Below are 24,771 nucleotides of genomic sequence, written 5' to 3'. Positions count from 1 at the left end.
CGGACGAAGATGACAGGTTGTTGTGAAAGTGTCTGATAATCTCAGAAAAAATTATTTGTTTTTCAACAAATCGCGGATCTCAGTCAATAACAATTCCTCTTTGGTGGGTTCGGGAGCAGCTTCCGGGGCAGGAGCTTCCTCCTTCTTCCGTTTTAGGGAGTTCATTCCCTTGATGACAAGGAAAATGGCCGTGCCAATGATCAGAAAGTCCACAATGGCCTGAATAAAGGCGCCATAGTTCCATGTGACAGCAGGCGATACCACCTCAGCACCCTCCATTGCTGCCTGTCTCAAAACAAGTTTGAGATCTGTAAATTGTCCCTGGTTTGAGATCAATGCAATCGGTGGCATAAGGATGTCGTTCACAAAAGAGGTGACGATCTTTCCGAATGCGCCGCCGATTACAATACCTACGGCCATGTCTACGACACTGCCTCGCATTAAAAACTCTTTCAGTTCTGATTTAAATGACATAGTTTTTTGATTAAAGGGTTGGATAATATAGTTCTACTTCTGTGTAGCTCAAAAACAATCAGTAAAAAATTTCTGCCAGCATGCAGCGCGCCGACCCGCCACCGACAGTTTCAATGGTGTGCAAATCGGGCGACACAATCTTGTTGAAAGTGGACAGGGTTGACTCCTGTGCGGGTGTCAAGGAATTGCGTGCCGACGACGACATCACCATAATGGGGGTGCCGTTGCGGCTCTTTATCTCCAGCATGTTGCCTGCGAAACGGGTCACTTGTTCCAAAGTTATCTCCACGATGATCTTTCCCGAGGCAGTCAGCCTTGATGACACCCTTTGCCGGTCATTCCGGTCCCGGATTGATTCAAGGCAGATCACGGCAACCTGTGACCCTACTTCCATCATCACATTGGTATGATAAATAGGTTTCCCTTCTTTATCCAGAGCGTCGAAAATAACCGAGTCGTAGTTCATGCGGGCACAAAATTCGGCCAGTACTTTTTCCGAAGTACGGGGTGAACGGCAACAGTAGGCGATCTGCCTGTCACGATCAAAGATCATGCTCCCGGTACCCTCCAGAAACTCACCCTCCTCCTCCCAGTGAGTGAGGTCAATTAGCTTGCGATGGTTTATTTTTCGACGCAAGAGCTCCAATACCTCCGGTTTCCTTTCTTTTCGACGATTTTCGGCAAACAGGGGATATAACACCAACTCCCCGGTAATGTGAGAAGAAAACCAGTTGTTTGGAAACAGAGCATCGGGTGTCCAGGGCTCCGGCGTATCCTGGACAACCATCACATCCACATCCTTTCCCCGAAGTAACTGAACAAAGGCGTCAAACTCTTCCCGCGCTTTTTCAGCCACAGAGTTGCTATCTACTTTCTGTTGAAAAAAATTATTCTGTGCCGTCTCCTCGTTGAATGCGAAGCGGGCAGGGCGGATCATCAGAATCTTCGAGGTGGTTTGCATATGCTTATTCCAGTGATGTTACCGATTCTTTGATAATGGCAATGGCTTCCCTCAATTCCTCTTCGGTGATCACCAGCGGAGGTGCAAACCGAATGATATGACCGTGGGTAGGTTTAGCCAGCAAGCCGTTTTCCGCCATCTTCATACATAGGTCCCAGGCCTCTTTCCCATTGTAGGGCGCAACAACAATGGCGTTGAGCAACCCTTTTCCCCTGACTTGCCGAATGAAAGGACTTTTTATCTTCTTCAGCTCATCGCGGAAGATGTTGCCCAGCCTATCGGCTTTCTCCGCCAGTTTTTCCTCTCTCACTACCTCCAACGCGGCCGTAGCTACTTTGCATGCCAGGGGAAAGCCGCCAAAGGTAGAGCCGTGTTGTCCAGGTTGTATCGTCAGCATAACCTCGTCGTCGGCCAATACCGCCGAAACGGGCAATACTCCTCCCGAGAGGGCTTTTCCCAGGATCACGATGTCGGGGCGTACGCCTTCGTGATCGCAGCATAACACCCTGCCGGTGCGCCCTATTCCCGTCTGTATTTCGTCGGCAATGAACAATATATCGTAGGCCTTACACAGGTCGTAACACCCTTTCAGGTATCCCTCATCCGGCACAATTACTCCGGCCTCTCCCTGTATGGGTTCCACCAGGAATCCCGCGATGGAGGCTCCTTTTTCTTCAAAGATCGATGACAAGGCAGTCACATCATTGTAGGGGACAACCTCTATACCCGGTGTGTAGGGGCCGTAGCCGGCGCGGGCTTCCGGATCGGTAGAAAGCGAGACAATGGTGACGGTGCGTCCGTGAAAGTTACCCTCGCATGCTACAATGATTGCTTCGTCCTCGGGAATTCCTTTCTTCTGGTAGCCCCATTTGCGGGTCAGTTTAAGTGCTGTCTCCACCGCTTCTGCCCCAGTGTTCATGGGGAGAATCTTGTCGTAGCCGAAATAATCGTGCATATACTTTTCGTAGGGTCCCAACGCGTCGTTATAAAAAGCACGGGAAGTAAGGCAAAGTGTCTCCGCCTGTGTATTGAGAGCTGTCACAATTTTGGGATGACTGTGTCCTTGGTTTACTGCTGAATAGGCCGATAGAAAATCGAAATACATTTTGCCGTCTACATCCCACACGTAGCATCCCTTTCCCCGCGACAATACAACCGGCAGTGGATGGTAGTTGTGCGCGCCGTATTTCTCTTCTAAATCGATATATTGCTTTGATTCGGCTGTTGGCATTTCCTTATATCCGTTATTCAATTACAAGATTTCGAAACTGAATTTCCTTTCCTTCACTCTGCAGGCCGATATGTCCCTCTTTTACCTCGCTGGTAGCACTGTTTTGCAGTACATCATTGATGTATATGTCCGCAATGCCCCCCTTCACTTGAATCTTCACCTTGTTCCATTCACCTGCAGGTTTTTCGCTCGATGGCTCCTTCTTCTCTACCACCGGGAATTTGGGCCGTTCGGTCATGCCTTCCGGAAGGACATATTCTTTCAAAACAGCCCCCGACAGCAAAACAAGATCTCCTGCCTTGCCGGCTTTGAGTTGACACTCAATGCCTTTCGGAAAGGGGGTTGCCGGCTCTTCTATCAAAAAGAAAACGCCGCTGTTGCTCGCCTCATTTGCCCATCGGTATTCCAGCTCCAAGGTAAAGTCACGGTATTTCTTTCTGGTATACATGTAACCTAGTGGTTCTCCCTTTACGGTAATAATACCCTCATCAGCCGAAAAAACATGACTTGTCGGTACGGAATCGTCCTCCAAAACAAAGTTCCAGTTCGAAAGGTCTTTTCCGTTAAAAATTTTTTCCGGCTGTCGGGACGAACAACCGATTGTTGCAACAAAAAGGAGAGTGGTTATTAATTGTCTGTATTTCATTTGGCTGCTGTTTTTATATTCATGCATTGTATTGAACCTGTGAATACTTATTTTGTTTCAGGCATCTGGTTCTTTTTTTTGTATCGGGGTTTAAAATATTGGTACAAAGATCTATTTTCACAAAAATACACTTTTTAAATAAAAAAACACCAAAAACAAAAAAAATAATCCTGTCATCGTCCGGATAGATGGAGAAAGGTAAACTGTGCAGTTTATTACTCGTTCTATATCTGTTCCTAAAAAAGCAAAAAAGGTTGTCAGATACAACGGAAATGGATACATTTGCCCAATTTCTTTCAGCATGTAAGCCGGGTGGTAACCAAGATGAATAAAGCACGTTTTCTTTGGGTGGACGATGAGATTGATCTGCTGAAACCCTATATGCTCTTTCTGGAAGAGAAAGGTTACTCTATGGAGTGCACCAACAACGGGCTCGACGCGATTGAGCGAGCGCGGCAGACATTGTTCGATACTATTTTTCTGGATGAACATATGCCGGGCCTGTCCGGTCTGGAGACACTTTCCGGTTTGCAGGAGGTCGCACCCGACGTGCCTGTGGTGATGGTTACAAAGAGTGAGGATGAGGGAATCATGAACTGCGCGATCGGCAATAAAATTGCCGACTACCTGATTAAACCGGTCAATCCAAACCAGGTGCTGATGACCATCAAGAAGATTCTCGACAAAAAGGCGCTTATATATGAAACTGTCACGGTAAATTACCGACAGCTGTTCGGCCAATTAAGTGAAGAAATAGGCAGCTGTCGTTCGGCTGACGATTGGATTTCCGTCTACAAGAAGCTGGTTCATTGGGAGCTGGAGCTGGAGCAGGCTGATAACCCGATGAAGGAACTGTTGGCGTCTCAGAAGACGGAAGCCAACAGCGCGTTTGCCAGATTTATCCGCAGACACTATCCAAAATGGATGAGACAGACTGCCGGCCGTCCGCTAATGAGTCCCGCGCTGTTTGAGGAAACGGTGATGCCGGCAATTGGCAAAGGAGAAAAGTTGTTTTTTATTTTGATCGACAACTTTCGGTTCGATCAATGGCAGGCAGTGAAGGAGATGATCGCCGATTATTTTGTTTGCCACGAAGAGCTTTATTTCAGTATACTCCCTACTGCCACACCATACGCAAGGAACAGCATTTTTTCGGGACTGATGCCGCGGGACCTGGCAGCACAGTATCCCGGCTTATGGGTTGACGAGACGGAGGAGGAGGGAAAGAACCTGCTTGAAGAATCTCTCATTCGGGCACAACTGGAGAGAAATCAATTGTCGCCGCTTCTGTCGTACAAAAAAATAAATTCCAACCTTGAGGCGGAGGAGTTGAACAGGCACTTTTCCGAATTGGAGAGGAATGACCTCCACGTGTGGGTGTTCAACTTCATCGATATGCTTTCGCACGCGAGAACCGATTCGAGAATGATTCGTGAACTGATTGCCGACGAAGCAGCATACCGTTCCCTCACGCGATCATGGCTCTTGCACTCCCCCCTGTTTGCACTCCTGAAAAAGATTGCCGGCAAAGGTTATAGAGTCGTGCTTACCACAGATCACGGCTCTATCCGGGTGAAGAACGGGGTGCGGGTGCTGGGCGACAAAGAGACAAACACAAGCCTCCGTTATAAAGTGGGAAAAAATTTGGGATATGAGCCAAAGAAACTGTTCGAGATGCTTCATCCCGAAGACTTCGGCTTGCCAACTCCCCGCATGAGTACCCGCTACATCTTTGCCATGCAAAACGACTTCTTTGTCTATCCCAACAATTACAACCAACATGTGTCGTACTACGCACAAAGTTTTCAACACGGGGGGATCTCTATGGAAGAGATGATGGTCCCCCTCATCACACTAAATCCGAAATAGCCAAATATGCAAATAGAAATCAATGACTTGAAGGATATCAGAGATGCAGCCCGTACTTTCCTGCGGGAGATGGGAGACAGCAAGGTATTCGCTTTTTACGGCAGCATGGGGGCCGGAAAAACCACTTTTATCAAAGCACTTTCTGAAGAGATGGGTGTGACTGAAACTGTTTCAAGTCCCACCTTTGCAATCATTAATGAATACAGGGACAAAGAGGGGAGGGCGATATTTCATTTCGATTTTTATCGTATCAACAAACTCGAAGAGGCCTTCGATTTCGGGTACGAAGATTATTTTTACAGTGGCAACGTCTGCTTTATTGAGTGGCCGGAACTGGTAGAACCCATTCTGCCCGAAAATACCGTGAAGATAACCATCCGGGTGGCCGACGACGGACGCAGGATCCTGGAACGTATGTAGAAGAGACGGACATTATTTAAACGTTCCGCCTCATAAACACTCTAAAATAGCAAACGTTTTCGATACAACATGCAGAAAAATTCCAATATTCGCACAAACAAAGGGTCAAAAATGAAACAATTGATATTGACAGCATGCATCGTGCTTCTCTTCCTGCCTGCATCGGCGCAGGTTAATACTGACCGCGTGATGATGATCGGCAAGAATGCGCTCTATTTCGAGGATTATGTGCTGGCCATTCAATATTTCAATCAGGTGATCACGGCGAAGCCTTACCTGGCCGATCCCTATTATTTCAGGGCAATGGCTAAATTCATGCTTGACGACTTCAAAGGTGCCGAAGAAGATGCCTCCGAGTGTCTGGTACGCAATCCCTATTATACGGCAGCCTACCAGTTGCGCGGTGCCGCACGGCAGAACCAGGAAAAATATGACCAGGCTGCGACCGATTATCAGCGGAGCCTGGAGTTTTTTCCTGAGGACCGGATTACACTGGTGAACATGGGAATAGTCAATGTGGAGCTGGAGCAATATGATGTGGCAGCGAAGTTTTTTGAAATACTGCTACGTCGTTTTCCCGATTATACACCCGGTTATCTTACACGGTCACAGATGTATCTGGAAATGAAAGATACCACAAGTGCGCTGGCCGACATCGATAAGGCAATCGAAATTGACCCCTACACGTCGCAATCATTTGCCTCACGTGGAGTGCTTTATCTTCAGCAGAAAGAATACAACAAGGCACTGGCCGACCTGGATGAAGCCATCCGGTTAGATCCCTATTTCGAAGGAAACTATATCAACCGGGGGCTGGTGAAGTACCACCTAAACGACCTTCGCGGAGCAATGGCCGATTACGACAGGGTGATTGAGACGGATGAGAACAACCTCATTGCCCGTTTTAACCGGGGCTTGTTGCGGGCACAGGTGGGCGACAACAACCGGGCTATCCGTGACTTCGACAAGGTAATCGAGCTGGAGCCCGGTAATACAATTGCCTATTTGAACCGTGCCATGCTGCACAGTGAGACAGGCAACGTAGTGGCGGCACTGGAAGACCTGAATGTAGTCATCGCGGCCCATCCCGATTTTTTCACCGCATATTACATGAGGTCGCAACTGAAGCGGGAAATGAATGATCTGCGCGGTGCCGAAAATGACTATATGCTGGCCCGTGCTGAAGAGGCAAAAGCCCGTAAGATAGCTACGACAAACCCCGAGCCATTTAAACAAGCTCGTAAACAGGGTGAAGCGAAGGATACCCGTGAACAGGCCGATCAGGACATCGAGAAGTTTACGATGCTGGTTGTAGCCGATAAGGATACTTCTCAAAAGACGCAGTATCAACGCCAAAGCAGGGGCAAGGTGCAGAACATACATGCTCCGGTGGACCCCGAGCCGATGTTTGTCCTCACATACTATGAACGTGCATTTGAGGTGCACCGGCCGGTATATTATTCCGAGGTGATGGAAAAGGCCAACAACGACTTTGGCCTTGCATGGATTCTGAAGGCGACCAACAACGAGGCTCCACTGAACGAACTGCAGATACAGACCCATTTCCGCTCTATCGACAATTACTCAATGAGATTGGAGAGTGAACCCGCGAACCCGTCTCTCTATTTTGGAAGAGCAATGGATTTTATGCTTGTGCAGGATTACGAAAGTGCACTCAAAGACCTGAATAAAGTAATTTCCCTGAAACCGGACATGCTGCTTGCCCATTTTGCACATGCTGTGGTGCGCTCCAAGCAGCTGGAATATGAGCGCTTGCAGAGTGATCCCCGAATGATGGATGGCACTATAGGCGTCAACCTGCCCGAATTAAGCAATATTGCAGGAAAGCCCAGGATGCCGGAGATCTCAACCAAATCGATCGATTATGAAGGGATTCTGAAGGAATACGGAGAGATTATCCGTCTCAACCCCGATTTCATTTATGCTTATTATAACCGGGCTGAGATTTTCAGCCTCGAGAAGGATTATCGTGCCGCTATTGCAGATTACTCAAAAGCCATCGAGCTGGAACCGCAATTTGCAGAAGCCTATTTCAATCGTGGCATCTCTCGCCTTGCCATCGGTGAGACGGCAAAGGGACTTGATGACTTGCGCAAAGCTGGAGAATTGGGTATCGTTCAGTCGTACAGCATCATCAAACGGATGCAATAATTGGATTGTTCAGCAGGTAAGTTTGATCGCTATCGGAATAAACAGGTAGCAGGAAATAAATTGTCAAACAACGCCGAGTACAATTTTCTTCTGGTTTTGCTGTTCCATCAACCACAAAATCACTACATTTGCAGTCGCATTACAAAGAAGATACATTAAGGACAACATAGCATGATAAAAATTACATTTCCCGATGCCTCCGTGAGGGAATTTGAAAAAGGAGTAACGGGATTAGAGATAGCACAAAGTATCAGCCAACGGTTGGCGCAGGAGGTGCTGGCTGTAAGCGTGAACGGTGAAACATGGGATCTGGCACGCCCCATAGAGGAGGATGCTACTGTAAATCTGCTCAAATGGGAGGACGAAGAAGGGAAGCATGCCTACTGGCACTCTTCGGCTCACCTTATGGCAGAAGCCTTACAGGAACTTTATCCAGGCATCAAATTCGGAATCGGGCCAGCCATTGAAAACGGATTTTACTACGATGTGGATCCGGGTGAAGGGGTTGCCATCAAAGAGAGTGACTTCCCTGCCATCGAAAAGAAAATGATGGAGCTGATTGTCGCCCGGGAAGAGATCCAACGGGAGAATATCTCCAAAGACGATGCCCTCAGAATGTTTGCAGAACGCGACGAACATTACAAGGTGGAGCTGATCAGCGAGCTCGAAGACGGTACCATCACTACCTATACACAGGGACGTTTTACCGACTTGTGCCGCGGTCCTCATCTGCCCAACACCTCCTATATTAAGGCAGTGAAAGTATTGTCTGCGGCAGGTGCTTATTGGCGGGGAGACGAGAAACGGCCCCAGCTGACAAGACTCTATGGTATCACTTTCCCCAAAAAGAAAATGCTTGATGAGTATCTGGTCATGCTCGAAGAGGCTAAAAAGAGGGATCACCGGAAAATTGGCAAGGAGCTCCAGCTGTTTCATTTTTCACAAACGGTGGGAGCAGGCCTCCCCCTGTGGTTGCCGAAGGGAACACAGTTGCGGCTCCGGCTGGAAGATTTCCTGAAGAAAATACAGCGAGAGTTCGATTATGATCAGGTCATCACGCCCCATATCGGACACAAACAGCTCTACGTGACCTCGGGGCATTATGCCAAATATGGAAAAGATTCATTTCAGCCGATCCATACGCCCGAAGAGGGAGAGGAGTTTCTCCTGAAACCAATGAACTGCCCACACCACTGTGAGATCTACAAAGCATTTCCACGCTCTTACAAAGACCTGCCCCTCCGCTTGGCAGAGTTTGGCACAGTCTATCGGTACGAGCAGAGCGGCGAGTTGCACGGACTGACCCGCGTACGCGGTTTTACACAGGACGATGCTCATATCTTCTGTACACCCGACCAGGTAAAAGAGGAGTTCCTGAAAGTGATGGATATCATCTTCATCATCTTCAAAGCGCTTGAATTTGAAAATTTTGAGGCTCAGATCTCGTTGCGTGATCCGAACGACAAGGACAAGTATATCGGTACCGACGAAAATTGGGAGAAGGCAGAACGTGCCATCGTGGAGGCTTGCCAGGAGAAAGGGCTCAAAGCAAAAGTAGAAACCGGTGAGGCTGCATTCTATGGGCCAAAGCTCGACTTTATGGTGAAAGATGCGTTGGGACGGCGCTGGCAGCTGGGCACCATACAGGTGGATTACAACCTGCCCGACAGGTTTGAGTTGGAGTATACCGGCGCTGACAACCAGAAGCACCGTCCGGTAATGATTCACAGGGCACCCTTTGGCTCCATGGAGCGATTCGTGGCTGTCCTTATTGAACATACCGCCGGTAAATTCCCTTTGTGGCTGGCGCCTACACAAGCAGTGATTCTGCCTGTGAGCGAAAAGTTCAACGACTATGCCCGTTGTGTGGCGAAAGAATTAAAACGATTCGATATCCGTGCCGAAGTGGACGACCGCAACGAAAAGGTGGGGCGCAAGATTCGGGACAACGAATTGAAACGGATACCTTATCTGTTGATAGTCGGTGAGAAAGAGGCAGAAAATGAAGAGGTTTCTGTAAGAAAACAGGGTGGGATAGATCAAGGTTCCACAAAATTGATTACATTTGCAGAAACGATTGCACGGGAGGTAGAGGATATGATGAATCCTTCTGTCCGGTCAAATTAAGCTTTTGTGTAGCAACGAATTTTAAAATATATAAATAAATCAAACAGAGCAAACATTAACATCACCGAATGAGAAAAGACTCAAAAGACCAGCACCGGATCAACGAACGCATCCGGGTTCCGGAAGTCCGGTTAGTAGGCGATAACGTGACGGAGGGCATTTATTCCACAAGAGAAGCATTAAAGATAGCCGAAGAACAGGAATTGGACCTTGTTGAAATTGCGCCTACGGCGAAACCTCCTGTATGCAGGATCATCGATTACAAGAAATTTGTTTATCAGCAAAAGAAAAAGCTGAAAGAACAAAAAGCAAAATCGGTCAAAGTAACGGTGAAAGAAATTAGATTTGGACCACAAACAGACGATCACGACTATAACTTTAAATTGAAACACGCGATGAACTTCCTGGCTGAAGGCTCGAAAGTGAAGGCGTATGTGTTTTTTAGAGGACGTTCCATTCTATTTAAAGAGCAGGGGGAGGTACTGTTATTGCGCTTTGCCAATGAACTGGAAGAGTATGCCAAGGTGGAGCATTTGCCCATCATGGAGGGAAAACGTATGTCCATCATGCTCTCTCCCAAAAAAGGAACCCCTGCACCCAGGAAGGAGTCAAAAGAAGCGTGAATGACTCTCTTTCGCAGTCGTGGAAAAACAGTGCCGGCTAAAATTGTTTAGCCGGTTTTTTATCTCTCTTCCGTTTCGTTCCACTGCCCGTCATGGAAAGAAAAAGGATATCTGTCATGCGGGTACCTACAAATTGTCTTCTGGCAATGTGCATGCACATCATCCGGACGGAAAAGATCAGAGTTTGATTTTTCTCCCAGCTTTACTATATTTGCACTACGGGAACAAACTGAGTAACGGTAAATCGATGAAGAGTGTATGCTATACCCTATTTATGGCTTTATGGTTGTCTTTTTTTGTGGAGTGTAGTAACCCCCAGCCCGAAGCCTCCATGCTGTTGGCAGATGCCGAACGACTTATCGAAAGCAACCCCGACAGCGCCATGCAACTGATCGATTCCATTTTCTATCCCGAAGAAAGCCTCTTTTTCGAAGATTATGTGCGTTATTTGGTGCTGCGAGTACAGGCGCGCTATAAAACACACCGCCCTGTCGCAGAAGATACCTTGATCTTCCGGGCGCGTGATTATTTTTCTGACAGGAAAGAGCCTCGGTTGGCTGCACTAGCTTGGTTTTATAGCGGCTGTGTTTATCGTGAACGGAAGGAATACGAAAATGCGGTACAATTATACAAAGAGGCGAGGAAGCATGCCCGTCAAACCAATAATTCTGATTTGCAGGGATTGATACAATATAATCTCGGTGACTTGTTCGCGGAGCAGGGAATCTATCGGGTAGCGCTGAAAAATTATAAAGAAGCGGCACAACTTTACGATGCCGAACCACACAAACAAGCGCAATGTTTTAGCGCCATAGGACAAATGTATGCGCTGTTGGATCAACCAGACAGCGCTTTACTCTCTTTCCATAAAGGGTTGGATTTGGCCGGAAACGATGAAGATCTTCAGCTGCAAAGCCTGTTGGCGCAGAATCTGGGCGTGATGTACAAGGAAACCAAACAGTTCGATAAAGCCGGAACATACCTCCACCAATCGTTCCGCTTCAATACCGACAGCACCAAGCTGCCCCGTTATTACCTGAATCTTGCCGAATTATACACAGTGATGGGACGCTCGGATTCCGCTGTATGGCATACGGAACAGTTGAAGCGACTTCTATCTGCCGCGGAGGACGATTATTTTAAGGCGAGCGCATACTCTTACTTGGCCAGACGGGAAAAAGAACAGGCTAACTATGAAGCGGCCTTCGTTTACCAGGACGAGCGCATGAATACGCTCCACCGTATTATGGAAGAAAGGGAGAGGCAGTTGGTATATGAAGCACACCTGAAATACGATTACGGACAGATGCAAAAACAGTATTATCAGGACTTGTCTATCCGCCAGTTATGGATCATTGCGCTGCTGGCTGTGGGTATAGTGGGCGGAGAGTTGTTCACGTGGTATTGGGTCAGGCAGAAGAACAAGCAGGCTGAAATCCGGCGCAACCTCGATACCCTGAAAGAAATGAAGCGTGATCTGGAAAGCACCGTGTACCAAAAACAGTTAGACTTGCGTAAAGATCTTCTTCTTGGGTTCGATATTATCAGAAAAGTGATGGAATTGAATCAGGAAATGACCCGGTCCGGAAAATCTACTTCCGGGGGAGCCTTGTGGGGCGAGCGGTTCAACAAAATAGTGTATGGAGAAGAAAGTATCGAAGAAGCATGGGACGCCTTGTTCCGGGTATTCAACACCATGCGGCCGGGGCTTGCCGGAAAGATACGGGAGAAATATCCCGATCTTACCGAAACCGAATTCCGTGTATGTATACTTACATATGCCGGTTTCAGGGTAAAAGAAATATCCCTGGTTCTTCACCAAAGTGTCCACACCGTACAAACACGCCGGACCGATATACGGAGAAAAGTGGGTCTGGGGCCTAGCGGCGACATTGCCGGGCATATTGACCAGTTATCGCGCTAATTGTCCACAAACCTTACAGCCATCCATTGAAAATCTATATGTTAAACTTTTCAATATATTGATAATTAGATTATTGTATTTGTAGAGCAAGAAAAACCTATATGTTAACAAGAAAAACCCATATCTATACAGATCATTTATAAAGGTTAGCCTATATTTATCGTCGAATTTGATAAATAATGCTTATGAAGAAAAGGCAAGTTCTATTATGTGTATTTTGTGCGGGGTGGTTATGGTTTCCTGTCGCCGCAGACATGGGGATCATGCCGGTAACTGACGGTAAAACAATTACCGAAACAAATAAGATAGACCTGAGAGGAAAATTTGAAACTGGCGGTCTTCGTTCTGGAGGCGATGTAGTTACAGCCGAAATTCAGGGTGATTTTATCTTGGCAACGTTTTACAAAAATTTAGGAAATGTGCGAGTCACGCTCACCGAAAGCACGGGAGAGCAGATTTATGAAACCGTGGTAAACACCTCGGCGCATCTTCAGTCTTTTATTCCGCTGTTGGGACTATCTTCGGGGGTATATACCATTACTTTCAGTAACGAAAAGGGGATGATGTATGGTGATCTTGAAATCTGAACCTAAATGCGGATAGATCATCTCCAACCGATCTATCTGTCGTAGACAGAGTTGATGTTTTTACCAGCTTCTTCCCGAAGGCAGGAGGAGGTGTTCGTTTGAACAGAAAGCGTATGACTACCCTAGTTTCGTATGACACATAAATCCCGTCAAGGATAAAAGGAGTCAAATTATCATACGAAATTTTATGTAAGGATATGGGTCCAGTTGATTTGATACATTCTTTCGTCAATATAATGATTTAAACAATTGATACCCATTGAATTTTTTATTAATATTATGGTTAATTTAAAACACTTAGTGATGAAAACAAAATTTTATTATTTCACAACTACTTTAATGATAGTTGTGATATTTTTATTTTTTTCGTGTAATAAGAATGAAGATTTAGTAAAAGAGGAAGAAAAGATTGAAAAAATCAGCGTAAAAAAACCATATGAATTAATTGAAGATTTAGCTATTGCATTAGCGAAAGTATTCGACGAGAGTAAAGAAACGAGGGACTTGATTAAAGGTGAAGCGTTGAAAAGATTCAATCATGATTATGATGTTCTATTAATGTTAATTAAAGATACAGATTTGGGTAATGGAAATACCCTTGAGGATCAATTAAATAAATACATTAGTGAAGAAGACTTATTAGTACTATTGAAAGAATATCCCACTTTAACTTTATTTGTACCTTCATTACCTGAAAATTCTTTTTCTGCAGAAAAATGGAACACCGACTTTGAAATACCAAAAGTAGCCATTCGAACTTATAATAATGTGGTTCCCGTATATAATGCTATGGGCGAGTCTTTTACACTTTTAAGTGATGAAATTCCAGGATTCCCAATCGTCGTCTTGAAAGAAAATGAAAGAGTTGTTGTAAGGGATAATAATTTAAAAAATATAGGTGTAACATTTAGGAGTAGATCTACAGGTGTTGATTTTCAATTCATTGATCCCAATTTTGATAATATTACAGAAAATCTAAAATTTAGAAATTCCAATATTCTTATTTTCGATTATGAAAAATATCAAAAAGGTATAGATTCTTATGACTATTTCAAAAATAACACTGAAGGTTGGCAAAGAGATTATGTATATTATAATCTGACAAAAGATATCGATAGAGGGCCATTTGATTTAAGATTTAAAGAGAGCGTTGTCGGTTTTGAAATGATCAACAATGGATTGGGGAATGTAAATAAAATAAGCGACCAGAATGATGAACCTAAATTAGACGGTTACTGGCATTTGAAACCATTAGTTACGACACCTGGCGGGAGTGGAAGATCGTTTTATACTCCATGGACAGATGGAGAATTTGAATTTAGGATAAAAGTATATCATGGAGCAAAAAATTTTGGGGGTTCTGAAGTTATTACGTCTTTTAGAGTACAGCCAGAAGATCTTTTTAAGGTTATCACAAATACAAGTCCAAGAAATTCAGATATATATCAAGTCGTCGGAGTAGAAAACCTTTACGTGAATCCAAATATCTCATTATTTGAATGGGACTTGAATTACTATAGCTATTCAGCAAAGATTGTTGTCGAAGAAGTTGATCAGTCTCAAACCCAGAAAGTCACACAGACAAGCACTTCTGAATTTGCGACTAACTTCGGCTATGATGTAACATTTGGGGATACGGTTAAACAAGGTATTAAATTTGGATCCTCAACAAAAGAAACTCATAGTTTTACTTATGAAATTACGACTATGCTTGATAATGATAATTTAGGAGAAATTATTATTAACTTTGGTGATGAAATTGTAATGAATAAGGATTATATTAGTAAGAACACAAGAAAGGGAGAGAAGATTATTCCCAATTTCAATAAAAAATATGAAACCGGATATTATCGTATTTATATAGCGCCTAAATTTTTTGATTAATAGAATATGAAGAATCTAAAAAATATTTTTGCAATTCTATTACTTTTTTTGATTTTCAGTAATTGTGAGCACAAGGAAATCATAGAAGTCCCTGTTGAGGAGGGGTGTGCGATCTTGAATTTCGAGATTTTCTACAAGCCAGAAAATCACAATGAGTATTTACCCGATACCGGAACCAAGGTATATATTTTTTATAATATTTCACTCACTGAAGTAACATTATATAGATTTTTTGGAGGTAGATTAGTGCATGGATACGGTACAGATATTATTTATCCGGATAAAATTGATCAGATTGAAGACAATGGAGCTTATAAAATAACTCCTCCAACCAGTTTATCTAAAATACTTATTTATTTTGTAAGTAATTATTACAATGAGGTCGGATTAAAATCAACTTTCTCTGATGATCTTTTGAACTATCATCAGTATGAACAGGATATAAAAATATTCTTTGATTATTCAGACTTGTCAGGTAATGTGCAAGTTTTAAAAATGACTGGACGAAATAATTATGATTTCTCTGCTCCCATATGATTGTCTCGCTGCGACGAAAACTGGATTGCAAGGAGGATTAAGAAGTAATCGCGGATATCTTACCGACGGAGGGTACGGTAGGGAATTGTCATGATTGCTTGGCGTTACTAGTACTGGCAGGCATTGTTCCCTTTGTCTCTTCCCGGCAAAAGATCCCCATTGAGATTATATCCCTTAGAAACTGGTGTCTTTTACTTTAACCGATATTTTATACTTTACAATATGTCAGTAATTAGTTGATCGCAGACCCTAAAAAATAGAAGGATAATGTTTTGATTGTTCGGATAAAATCATTACTTTTGCAAACTTTTTCGCCTGACCGCGGAGAAAACGAAGAAAAAAATATTCACTAATTCGAAGACAGCAAAATGCCAAAAATGAAGACTAATTCCGGTGCCAAAAAGAGGTTCGCCCTTACCGGAACAGGAAAAATCAAGCGGAAACATGCGTACAAAAGTCATATTTTGACGAAGAAGACCAAAAAGCAGAAGAGAAATCTTACGCATTCGGGCCTTGTTCACAAATCTGACGTAAACAGCATTAAAACACTGCTGGCGTTGAAGTAATGCATGCCGGGTGGTTTCCAGTAAAGAGATTTAGTAACAGGATGTATGCTCCGAAGAGCTCTGCACGACAGAGACGCTATCATTCAAAACAAGTAACATTATGCCAAGATCAGTCAATCATGTTGCCTCGCGCAACCGCAGAAAAAAAGTTCTGAAACTTACAAGAGGCTATATCGGTGCCCGCAAAAATGTGTGGACCGTAGCCAAAAACACATGGGAGAAAGGGTTGACCTATGCCTATCGTGACCGCAAAAACAAAAAACGCAACTTCCGCGCTTTGTGGATCCAGCGTATCAATGCAGCTGCCCGTGAGAACGGCATGTCCTATTCACGGTTGATGGGAGCGCTGCATAAGCATGAAATAGAAATCAACCGTAAGGTGCTTGCCGACCTGGCAATGAACCATCCCGAAGCGTTTAAGGCAATCGTGGATAAAGTGAAGTGACGTCACATTTTCGTTGATTGAGCATAGAAAGGAAGAATCAGGAGATGGTTTTTCCTTTTTTTATTTATCTTTGCCGGCAACGGCTGAAAAAGAAATTTAAAAGAGCGCTATGAGAACCTATCAGTTGGAAGAACAGGACCGGATTGAGGATCTAATCCGCAGTTGTACATTGTGTTATGTGGGGATGGCCGACGAGAATGGTATCCCCTATGTGTTGCCGATGAATTTCGGTTACGAAGACGAAATCATCTATCTGCATTCCGCACAGGAGGGACATTCCATCTCCATTCTCGAAAAAAACCCCAATGTTTGCATCACTTTCTGCACCGATCCAAAGCTGATGTGGCAGGACGAAGAGGTGGCCTGCAGCTACCGGGTGCGTGCCGATAGCGTGATTTGTCGTGGCAAAGTGGTTTTTGAAGATGAGTATGATGAAAAGGTAAATGCGTTGAATATTATTATGCGTCAGTACTCCGACAGGGAATTCAGTTACTCGGCACCTTCTGTGAAGAATGTAAAGATATGGAAGGTAGCGCTTGAAAATGTTTCGGCAAGAGAATTTGGAGTGCCCAGTAAAAATGTCTACAAGTATAAAGATCGCTCCATCTTTTGATCAACGATTCGGTGTTTTTTTGCTGCTTGCTGCTTGCCGATATTTTTGTTGATAGAGAGCTTGTGTACCGGTCACCGTAAACATTTGTTCCTTCCGGACTGTTTATAAATGACATTTATAAAAAATCACAGTAAAACCCGTTATTTAAAATGAATAAAATTTCTACCCTCTTAGCAACACTAATCATTGTGTTCGCCGCTTCTGCAGCCGAACCTTCCAGCTCGCAGAACAATATAACGGCAAAACCAATAGAACTGACCAAAGCAACCTTTCTTGAAAAGGTGTTCAACTACGAAAGTAATCCGGAAGTCTGGAAATATAATGGCGATAAGCCTGCCATCGTGGATTTTTATGCCACCTGGTGCGGACCTTGCCGAATCACGTCACCCATTTTGTCGGATCTGGCCGCGGAATATGGCGATGACATCTACGTCTATAAGATTGATGTGGATAAAGAACCTGAACTGGCACGTATGTTCGGGGTACAAAGTATTCCGATGTTCCTTTTTATTCCGATGAACGAACAGCCCCAGATGGCAATGGGCGCCCTGCCGAAAAAGTCATTCAAGGAAGCGATCGACACTTTTCTGCTGAAAAAGGAGCAACGTACCGATCTTTGATCCTTAATTTGTATGGAATGATTACCAGCCTGCAAAACCCAGCCATTAAAAATATTGTCAAACTGTCGAAAACAAAAGAGAGACGTGAGCAACAGCTTTTTGTGATCGAAGGTGCGCGTGAGCTCTCTCTGGCTTTGCAGAGCAATTACCAGATGGAGTCGGTCTATGTGTGTCGCGAAATGTATTCCCACAGTAAATATCCGAATCTGCTGCATGCGTTGCCCGGAAACATTGTTTTTGATATCTCCCCTGCCGTCTTTGAGAAGATTGCCTACCGGGAGAACTCCGACGGGATCGTGGCACTTGCCAAACCAAAAATGCACAGGTTGAGCGATATCCGGCTCTCCGAAAATCCTTTTCTGATCCTTCTCGAGTCGGTAGAGAAGCCCGGCAACCTGGGTGCCATACTGCGTACTGCTGATGCTGCCGCCGTGGATGCGGTGATCGTATGTGACCCGCAAACCGACCTCTACAATCCCAATGTGGTCCGGTCCGGCGTAGGAGGCCTGTTTACCGTGCAGACAGCTGTCTGTACCTCCGAAGAAGCATTGGATTGGCTGCAGAATAACAAGATCGCGGTGTATGCTGCGGAGTTGCAGGCTGCTGAATTTTACCAAAACATTGATTTTAAACTACCCTCCGCCATCGTAATGGGGACCGAAGCGGAGGGACTGACCGATTTCTGGTTAAACAATGCGACAAAGCGAATCAAGATTCCGATGCGTGGGAAAATTGATTCGCTCAATGTCTCTGTCTCTACTGCAATTCTTACCTTTGAAGCGATGCGGCAGCGCGGGTTTTAATCATTCCACCGTTTCATAACCCCAGGTTTTGCCCTTTTCCGTGGCGGGTACCCCGCGTGTCATCCATGCCGGTGCAGCTTCTCCCTTGAGGTAGTGATCGAAGAACTGTTGCAGCCGTATGGAGAGGTCTTTGCTGTTGCGGCGATGTTCCAGATTGTGTGCTTCGTTGTTGTATTGTAACAGCCATGACGGTTTTCCGAGGCGGCGGAGGGTCATAAAGAGCTCCACCCCCTGATACCACGGAACAGCTCCGTCCTTGTCGTTATGCATGATCAGCAGCGGTGTTTCGACCTTGTCTGCAAAGAATACCGGAGAGTTTTCAATATAGAGCTGCAAAGAATCGTTCAATGTGGACCCGATGCGCGACTGGGTCTGCTCATATTGAAATTGGCGACTCATGCCTGATTCCCACCGGATACCTCCGTAAGCGCTGGTCATGTTTGATACAGGTGCACCGGCTCCTGCCGCCTTAAACAGGTTTGTCTGTGTGACCAGATAAGCGACCTGATAGCCACCCCAGCTTTGCCCCTGAATGGCCATATTTTCTTTATCCACCCAGCTGTTTTCGGCAAGTGCTTCCGCCCCGGAAAGAACCGCATTGTAAGCATCCTTGCCCGGATGTCCTACAGTATAGTGGATGTCGGGGGTGAAAACAAGGTATCCCCGGCTTACAAAGAAGGGTATGTTAATGACAGAACGGCTGGGTGCCGGTGTGAACCAGCGGTAAAGGTCATCGGAATGCTTTTCATAGAAATAAATCATCACCGGATACTTTTTGAGCGGATCAAAATCTTCCGGCTTGTAGAGGATGCCTTGCAAAGGGATACCTGCGTGAGAAGTCCAGGAAAAGAGTTCAGCTCTGCCCCAGTTAAAGTCGTTCATTTGCGGGTTGATCCCGGTAATTTTGTCCGAAGATCTCCAGAAGTCTTTGGTCACATACAGATCGGGTGATGTGTGGAAGTTGCTCTTTTGGTAAACAACCATATCAGCTTCCCTGGCTTTCTTCAGCCCGGTGAACGTAAATTTCTCCAAAATCCTTTTCTTCAGCGGGGTACGTCCTTTCTGTGCCAATGTGTAGTAGCCACTTTCCTTGCGAACCTGGTCAAAAGCCGAAAGGAGCAGCAGGTCATCCTCTTTTATGAATCGTTTTTCGGGATCGGTATGTACATATCGGAATCTGATGGAGTCGGTACGTCCTGCAAAGTGAGTCATGTTTACTGCCTTTTTCTTGCCCGAAGGATCAATTTTCCAGATGTCAAACGCATCGTTGATCAGCACATACTCATCATTTTCTGTCCAGGCAGCGATGCCGTACGACCCCACCGGTGAGGGGGTGTCGTGCTTTTCGTTCCAGAAGTTTACCGGAATATCCCTGGTCAGGTTCTTTGCTAATTTATTGCGGTTGTCAAAGGCAAACCAGTGTCGCTCGCCGGCATCCCACCAAATGGTATAATTCCCCTGTGGTGACAGGGCCGGCTTTCCGTGCAACGGTTTGCCAAGTTCATACAGGCTGCCGTCTTGCAAATTTTTTATCCATACATCCTGTTTTGAGGAGATATCCCACTGGCTCTCCAGCAGGTATGGCTTGTCGGACCACAAAAGCGCATACTCTCCGTTGCCCTCATCGGCCACAGTTGCATAAGGCATTTCCTGGGAGGTTAGGGGAATAAATTGGTTGTTGCATCCGGGATCGACGATGCCTGAGTATGTCCTGCTCTCTTCTCTTTTCAGCTGAACCAGCTGTTGTGGCGGAATGAGAGGTTCCTTCCAGTGCCAAATGTCGAGGCTGGCCATCTCAAAGTCGACAAGGGTCGTGTCTTTGGGCTTCTGCATGGGGGCGGCACCAACGAGGAGTCGCTTGCTGTTCTTGCTGAACGAAGGCGCGGCGTGCTCGTTAAAGATCCATCCGTGCGGTAGTCCCGAAGCGCTTCTGTCAGCCAGTATCACGGCCGAATCAGCACCGGCAACGTAATAGCGTATGTCATACACCTTTTGTGCCACTTTTGAGGTGTCTGCCGTGGCGAGATATACGAGTCGCTCACCCGGTTCGTCGAAAGCGAGCGATCTGTATTCCATTTTCTCGCGTGAGATGATCTTTTGTGTATTGTTCATCAGGTCCACAAATATAACGTGCGGTACATCTGTTGAATCTGTTTTATCTGGTTGAATTGCCACAGCGAAGCTATTCCCATATTTATTGAAAATATGTTCTTTGACATTTCTAAAGGTGTCCTCATCCTGAGTCAGCAGATTACGCAAAATGACGATCTCTTTCTGTTTGGCATCGTTTTTGTTGCCTTTCTCTTTTGGCAGGCTGAAGGTGTAAGCAATATGAGAGTTGAATTCTGGCGCTGTTTTGTAAGATTTCACTTCCGGAATCTTCTTCGTTGCAAACGAAAGGTTATCAATAATCAGCAGAGAGTCTACCGGCATCTCATCCTTTTTCTTTTTGTCGATGCGGGCCTGACGACGAGCGGCGTAGGGAGCTTTGATCAGTCCTACCGTCCATCTGCCGTCGGGGGAGAGTGCGTAACTTTTTACCCTCTCCACCGTGAGGGTACGATTTTCGGCGTTATTTTTTATGAAAAGAGAGGTATCCCCTTCTTGCGGGGATATGAGCGAACCCACTATTTTGCCGTCATCACTTACGGCGTTGTTCACCAGGCTCTTCCAGGTGTCGTACACAGAATGGTCGAGTGGTTTCTTCTGCGGAAAAAGAGAGAATGCGGTTAATAAGAAAAGGAGCAATGAAAGAAAGAATTTATGCATAGACCAGAATTATATTACTTGACAGATTGTGTGAACAATGCGAATAAACAAAAATACAATTATTTCACATGCGAACAACCTTAAACCTTCGGTTTTTGAACCTTACACTCGCATAATTGTTTTTAAATGAAGCAATATAACATTTAGAATGACAGCAAATAACAAATACAGCATACAACTCACCGGAGGTGCTCTCCCGCAGGCAGGATCCATTGAAAAGACAGAGGGGATTGCCGCTGTTGAGTACGACAAAAGAAACAACAATATTTTACTCACCCTCGAGGAGAAGCGTGCGGAGGATGCCGCCGGGATCCTTCGGGAGGTCGTGTCGACGGTTCGTCATGCCGGAGGCGAAGTACGTACCGAAAAGATATCCCGTCCCGTGCTGAACATGACCTGTGCTGCTTGTGCTTCAAGCTCACAGAATATCCTCTCCTATGTGCCGGGTGTCATAAGTGTCTCGGTGAATTATGGAAATGGAAAAGGAAATATTGAATTTCTACCCGGGATTGTTACACCCTCCGATATGAAGAGCTCTTTACAAGAGATAGGGTATGACATGCTTGTCGACGAGGGAGAGGCTTCTTTTGAACATGTGGAGCAAATAGCGGAGGAAAACTACAGAAAACTTCGCAGACATACTATCTGGGCCATGGTGCTGGCTATTCCGCTTGTGATCGTCGGCATGTTTTTTATGAATGCACCCTATGCCAATATCATTATGTGCGCCCTGGCAACGCCAATCTTGTTTATTTTTGGGCGTCGTTTTTTTGTCGGTGCCTGGAAGCAGGCCCGGCACCGCTCTGCCAATATGGATACACTTGTCGCATTAAGTACCGGCATCGCCTATCTGTTCAGCCTTTTCAATATGATCTGGCCCGAATTCTGGGAAAGCCGTGGCTTGGAGGCACATGTATACTTTGAGGCCGCGGGAGTGATCATTGCCTTTATCTTGCTTGGGAAGATGCTGGAGGCGAGGGCTAAGGGGAATACTTCCGATGCCATCAAAAAATTGATGGGTTTACAGCCCTCTACCGTAATAGTCTTCCGTGATGGGGAGCCGGAAGAGATTCCTATTGCGGAGGTATTGGTCGGCGACATCATACTGGTGAAGCCGGGAGAGAAGATTGCCGTGGACGGAGAAGTGACCGAAGGCGGCTCTTTCGTGGACGAGAGCATGATCTCGGGCGAACCCATTCACGTGGAAAAGAAACAGCACGAAAAAGTATATGCGGGAACGATCAATCAGAAGGGGAGCTTCCGGTTCAAAGCGCAAAAGGTAGGGAAGGATACCTTGCTTGCGCAGATCATCAAAGCGGTGGACGAGGCACAGGGAAGTAAGGCTCCGGTGCAGGGGCTGGTGGACAAGATTGCCGGCATTTTCGTGCCGGTGGTGATCGGTATTGCCCTGCTCAGTTTTGCCGCCTGGATCATCTTTGATGGTGACCCCGGTTTTGTGTACGGGTTATTGGCCATGGTGACCGTGCTGGTCATTGCCTGCCCCTGTGCGCTGGGACTGGCTACACCCACAGCCATCATGGTTGGAATTGGTAAAGGGGCCGAAAAGGGCATCCTGATCAAGGATGCCGAGAGCCTTGAGATGGCAAAAGATATCGATGTGGTGGTTCTCGATAAGACCGGTACCATCACGGAAGGAAAGCCGGTAGTGAACAAGATCACCTGGTCGCATGACGCCTTGCCGCTGCACCGCGATATCCTTTACAGCATTGAATACCGGTCGGAACATCCCCTGGCCGATGCCATCACCGCTGCGTTGAAGGAGAATTGCACCTTGCTCGACGATGTGACCGTACAGCAGGTAAGCGGACATGGGATTGAAGGAACCTACAAAGGGAAGCCCTACTACGTGGGGAACGAGTATTTTATGGCGTTGAAAAATATTGTAATTCCGGCAGATCTCAAGCAGCAGCTTTATCTGGAGCTGGATGCGGCACATACCGTATCGCTGTTTGCCGATGAGGAAATAGCATTGGGTGTGGTGGGCATCGCCGACAAGATGAAACCTACTTCCCGGGAAGCGATACACAAATTACGCAGCATGGGGATCGAGGTGGTCATCTATACCGGTGACAACGAGAAGGTGGCTGCTGCGCTCGCCGAAGAGTTGGGAGTAGCGCGCTTCAAAGGAGGAGTGATGCCGGATGAAAAGGCCGACCTGGTGAAGAGCTTGCAGGCGGAGGGAAAGAAAGTGGCAATGGCGGGTGACGGCATCAACGACAGCAGTGCATTGGCCCAGGCCGATGTGAGCATCGCCATGGGAGCGGGGAGTGATATTGCCATGGATGTGGCCAAGATGACCATCATCTCCTCCGACCTGAACAAGATCCCCACAGCAATTCAACTATCGCAGGAAACAGTGAAGACAATCCGTCAGAACCTCTTCTGGGCGTTTATCTACAATGTGGTCGGTATCCCCATTGCTGCAGGTGTATTGTACCCCCTCACCGGTTTCCTGCTCAATCCCATGATCGCGGGAGCGGCCATGGCTCTGAGTTCTGTGAGCGTGGTTACGAACAGTCTGCGGTTGAAGAACAAAAAAATATGACAATGCTTCTTTTCCGGAAAATATCCCGGAAAGCAACGTGAAGGCATGCCCTGAGGCTCTACCCTTTGTTATGGCGGACAAATATCTTCAAAAGACCACGCCCACCGGATGGTAGGACAGAATGGGAATACCCAGAACATGTTCCACGTACTGAAAATAGTAGAACAGTTTGTGGTTTAGCTTGAAGCCATAGTCCACACCCGGTTCATATCCAACGATGGTCTGAAAAAAAGATCTTCTGCCCGGTTGTGTAGCCAGATAGTTCCAGGCCGACACATATTGTTGGTTCCAGCCTTCGTAGTACTGTTGCGAACGGTACCTGGCCGGTGAATCCTGGAGTGTATACCAGGTCTCGAATCCCGCATCCATGACAATCAGCTCGTATTCCACGGAATCTTCCGGAGCGACCTCACTACCGTTCGGTTCAATCTTTACCAATCCTTTTGGCCCCGAGCAGGCAACAATGAATGATACGGCTGTAAATAAAAGAAATAGCTTTTTCATCTGATTATTTATTTTTTCATTTGTGTAAGGAATGTCCGCGTTAGACTAAATGAGCAGAGTCAAGCCTGCTTGAACTATGCCACTGCGAGCGAATACCTACCTTTCATCGACTGCAAGCAATTCATGCCCGTTTTATAACCGGTTATTACTATATATAACAGCTGAATTAAACTTTAGTTAGCTCGGTTCTTCCGGGAGTTTCTTTGCTATTTTTTTATGTAGATGTCGTAGCTTGAAATCAGTAATCCAACTACTTCGGAGTAGTTCTCACGCCCCGAGCTTACTTTGTTCGTTTTCAGATAAGCATCATAGGCCCTGTCCTGAACCTCCGAGAGAGACTTGTTCCTGACGACCAGCCAGTGCTCCCGGTTTCTTCTCAAATCTGCGATTATTTCCGTTCGTATTGCCGATGTCAATGACTCAACCTCAT

22 protein-coding genes are annotated in these 24,771 nt (G+C 45.9%); 15 read left to right on the top strand and 7 right to left on the bottom strand.

Going from position 1 to position 24,771, the window contains the following annotated elements; translation table 11 throughout:
* Window positions 1-51 precede the first annotated feature (51 nt).
* From mscL to B3Z75_RS02805, 4 genes are read right to left on the bottom strand one after another with little or no spacing between them, the layout of a single operon-like run.
* Complete coding sequence (mscL, locus tag B3Z75_RS02820) at window positions 52-474, bottom strand: large-conductance mechanosensitive channel protein MscL (protein ID WP_294067553.1); 423 nt, start codon at window positions 472-474, stop codon at window positions 52-54.
* Between the two features lie 58 nt (window positions 475-532).
* Window positions 533-1,435: a citrulline utilization hydrolase CtlX gene (gene ctlX / locus B3Z75_RS02815; RefSeq protein WP_294067551.1), complete on the bottom strand. Its 903-nt coding sequence runs from the start codon at window positions 1,433-1,435 to the stop codon at window positions 533-535.
* 4 nt (window positions 1,436-1,439) lie between these two features.
* Window positions 1,440-2,666 carry an ornithine--oxo-acid transaminase gene (rocD, locus tag B3Z75_RS02810; protein ID WP_294067549.1) on the bottom strand — a complete coding sequence of 409 codons (1,227 nt, stop codon included), beginning with the start codon at window positions 2,664-2,666 and terminating at the stop codon, window positions 1,440-1,442.
* Between the two features lie 13 nt (window positions 2,667-2,679).
* A complete protein-coding gene (locus tag B3Z75_RS02805) occupies window positions 2,680-3,312 on the bottom strand; it encodes a 3-keto-disaccharide hydrolase (protein WP_294067547.1) in 633 nt (210 codons plus the stop codon).
* 324 nt (window positions 3,313-3,636) lie between these two features.
* Between B3Z75_RS02805 and B3Z75_RS02800 the strand changes: the two genes are divergently transcribed.
* The 14 genes from B3Z75_RS02800 (at window position 3,637) to B3Z75_RS02735 (ending at window position 18,502) form a co-directional block, all read left to right on the top strand.
* The gene (locus B3Z75_RS02800) at window positions 3,637-5,181 is read left to right on the top strand and encodes a bifunctional response regulator/alkaline phosphatase family protein (RefSeq protein ID WP_294067545.1); all 1,545 of its coding nucleotides are present in this window, start codon (window positions 3,637-3,639) and stop codon (window positions 5,179-5,181) included.
* 6 nt (window positions 5,182-5,187) lie between these two features.
* Complete coding sequence (gene tsaE / locus B3Z75_RS02795) at window positions 5,188-5,601, top strand: tRNA (adenosine(37)-N6)-threonylcarbamoyltransferase complex ATPase subunit type 1 TsaE (RefSeq protein WP_294067543.1); 414 nt, start codon at window positions 5,188-5,190, stop codon at window positions 5,599-5,601.
* Window positions 5,602-5,712: 111 nt separating this feature from the next.
* Window positions 5,713-7,773: a tetratricopeptide repeat protein gene (locus B3Z75_RS02790; protein ID WP_294067541.1), complete on the top strand. Its 2,061-nt coding sequence runs from the start codon at window positions 5,713-5,715 to the stop codon at window positions 7,771-7,773.
* A 171-nt stretch (window positions 7,774-7,944) separates the two neighbouring features.
* Entirely contained in the window at window positions 7,945-9,900 is a 1,956-nt protein-coding gene (thrS, locus tag B3Z75_RS02785; RefSeq protein ID WP_294067539.1) for a threonine--tRNA ligase, read from the top strand.
* A 68-nt stretch (window positions 9,901-9,968) separates the two neighbouring features.
* On the top strand, window positions 9,969-10,523 hold the full coding sequence (gene infC, locus B3Z75_RS02780; protein ID WP_294067535.1) for a translation initiation factor IF-3: 555 nt from the start codon (window positions 9,969-9,971) through the stop codon (window positions 10,521-10,523).
* 247 nt (window positions 10,524-10,770) lie between these two features.
* A complete protein-coding gene (locus B3Z75_RS02775) occupies window positions 10,771-12,447 on the top strand; it encodes a tetratricopeptide repeat protein (protein ID WP_294067533.1) in 1,677 nt (558 codons plus the stop codon).
* A 179-nt stretch (window positions 12,448-12,626) separates the two neighbouring features.
* Window positions 12,627-13,034: a DUF3244 domain-containing protein gene (locus B3Z75_RS02770; RefSeq protein WP_294067529.1), complete on the top strand. Its 408-nt coding sequence runs from the start codon at window positions 12,627-12,629 to the stop codon at window positions 13,032-13,034.
* A 303-nt stretch (window positions 13,035-13,337) separates the two neighbouring features.
* On the top strand, window positions 13,338-14,918 hold the full coding sequence (locus tag B3Z75_RS02765) for a hypothetical protein (protein ID WP_294067527.1): 1,581 nt from the start codon (window positions 13,338-13,340) through the stop codon (window positions 14,916-14,918).
* Between the two features lie 6 nt (window positions 14,919-14,924).
* Complete coding sequence (locus B3Z75_RS02760) at window positions 14,925-15,455, top strand: hypothetical protein (protein WP_294067524.1); 531 nt, start codon at window positions 14,925-14,927, stop codon at window positions 15,453-15,455.
* A gap of 368 nt (window positions 15,456-15,823) precedes the next feature.
* Window positions 15,824-16,021 carry a 50S ribosomal protein L35 gene (gene rpmI, locus B3Z75_RS02755; protein ID WP_294067522.1) on the top strand — a complete coding sequence of 66 codons (198 nt, stop codon included), beginning with the start codon at window positions 15,824-15,826 and terminating at the stop codon, window positions 16,019-16,021.
* Between the two features lie 100 nt (window positions 16,022-16,121).
* Entirely contained in the window at window positions 16,122-16,466 is a 345-nt protein-coding gene (gene rplT, locus B3Z75_RS02750; RefSeq protein ID WP_294067519.1) for a 50S ribosomal protein L20, read from the top strand.
* Window positions 16,467-16,575: 109 nt separating this feature from the next.
* Window positions 16,576-17,079, top strand: coding sequence for a pyridoxamine 5'-phosphate oxidase family protein (locus B3Z75_RS02745; RefSeq protein ID WP_294067517.1), 504 nt, complete (start codon window positions 16,576-16,578; stop codon window positions 17,077-17,079).
* A 149-nt stretch (window positions 17,080-17,228) separates the two neighbouring features.
* Window positions 17,229-17,699 (top strand): thioredoxin, encoded by a 471-nt coding sequence (gene trxA, locus B3Z75_RS02740; protein ID WP_294067514.1) that lies wholly within the window; start codon window positions 17,229-17,231, stop codon window positions 17,697-17,699.
* Window positions 17,700-17,716: 17 nt separating this feature from the next.
* Entirely contained in the window at window positions 17,717-18,502 is a 786-nt protein-coding gene (locus B3Z75_RS02735) for a TrmH family RNA methyltransferase (protein WP_294067512.1), read from the top strand.
* On the opposite strand, the gene B3Z75_RS02730 is transcribed toward B3Z75_RS02735, so the two are convergent.
* Complete coding sequence (locus B3Z75_RS02730; protein WP_294067510.1) at window positions 18,503-21,271, bottom strand: alpha/beta hydrolase family protein; 2,769 nt, start codon at window positions 21,269-21,271, stop codon at window positions 18,503-18,505. It abuts the gene before it with no gap.
* Between the two features lie 148 nt (window positions 21,272-21,419).
* Between B3Z75_RS02730 and B3Z75_RS02725 the strand changes: the two genes are divergently transcribed.
* Window positions 21,420-23,837, top strand: a complete 2,418-nt coding sequence (locus B3Z75_RS02725) for a heavy metal translocating P-type ATPase (protein ID WP_294067506.1) — start codon at window positions 21,420-21,422, stop codon at window positions 23,835-23,837.
* A gap of 87 nt (window positions 23,838-23,924) precedes the next feature.
* Here B3Z75_RS02725 and B3Z75_RS02720 read toward each other — a convergent pair whose 3' ends face one another.
* Window positions 23,925-24,341 (bottom strand): DUF6146 family protein, encoded by a 417-nt coding sequence (locus B3Z75_RS02720; RefSeq protein ID WP_294067501.1) that lies wholly within the window; start codon window positions 24,339-24,341, stop codon window positions 23,925-23,927.
* A 206-nt stretch (window positions 24,342-24,547) separates the two neighbouring features.
* A partial coding sequence (locus tag B3Z75_RS02715) for a DUF3810 family protein (protein ID WP_294067499.1) occupies window positions 24,548-24,771 on the bottom strand: 224 nt, incomplete at its 5' end.

Source organism: Proteiniphilum sp. UBA1028 (genome assembly GCF_002316955.1).
In the GTDB taxonomy this organism is placed as follows: Bacteria; Bacteroidota; Bacteroidia; order Bacteroidales; family Dysgonomonadaceae; genus Proteiniphilum.
This window is presented reverse-complemented; position numbering and strand designations above follow the sequence as displayed.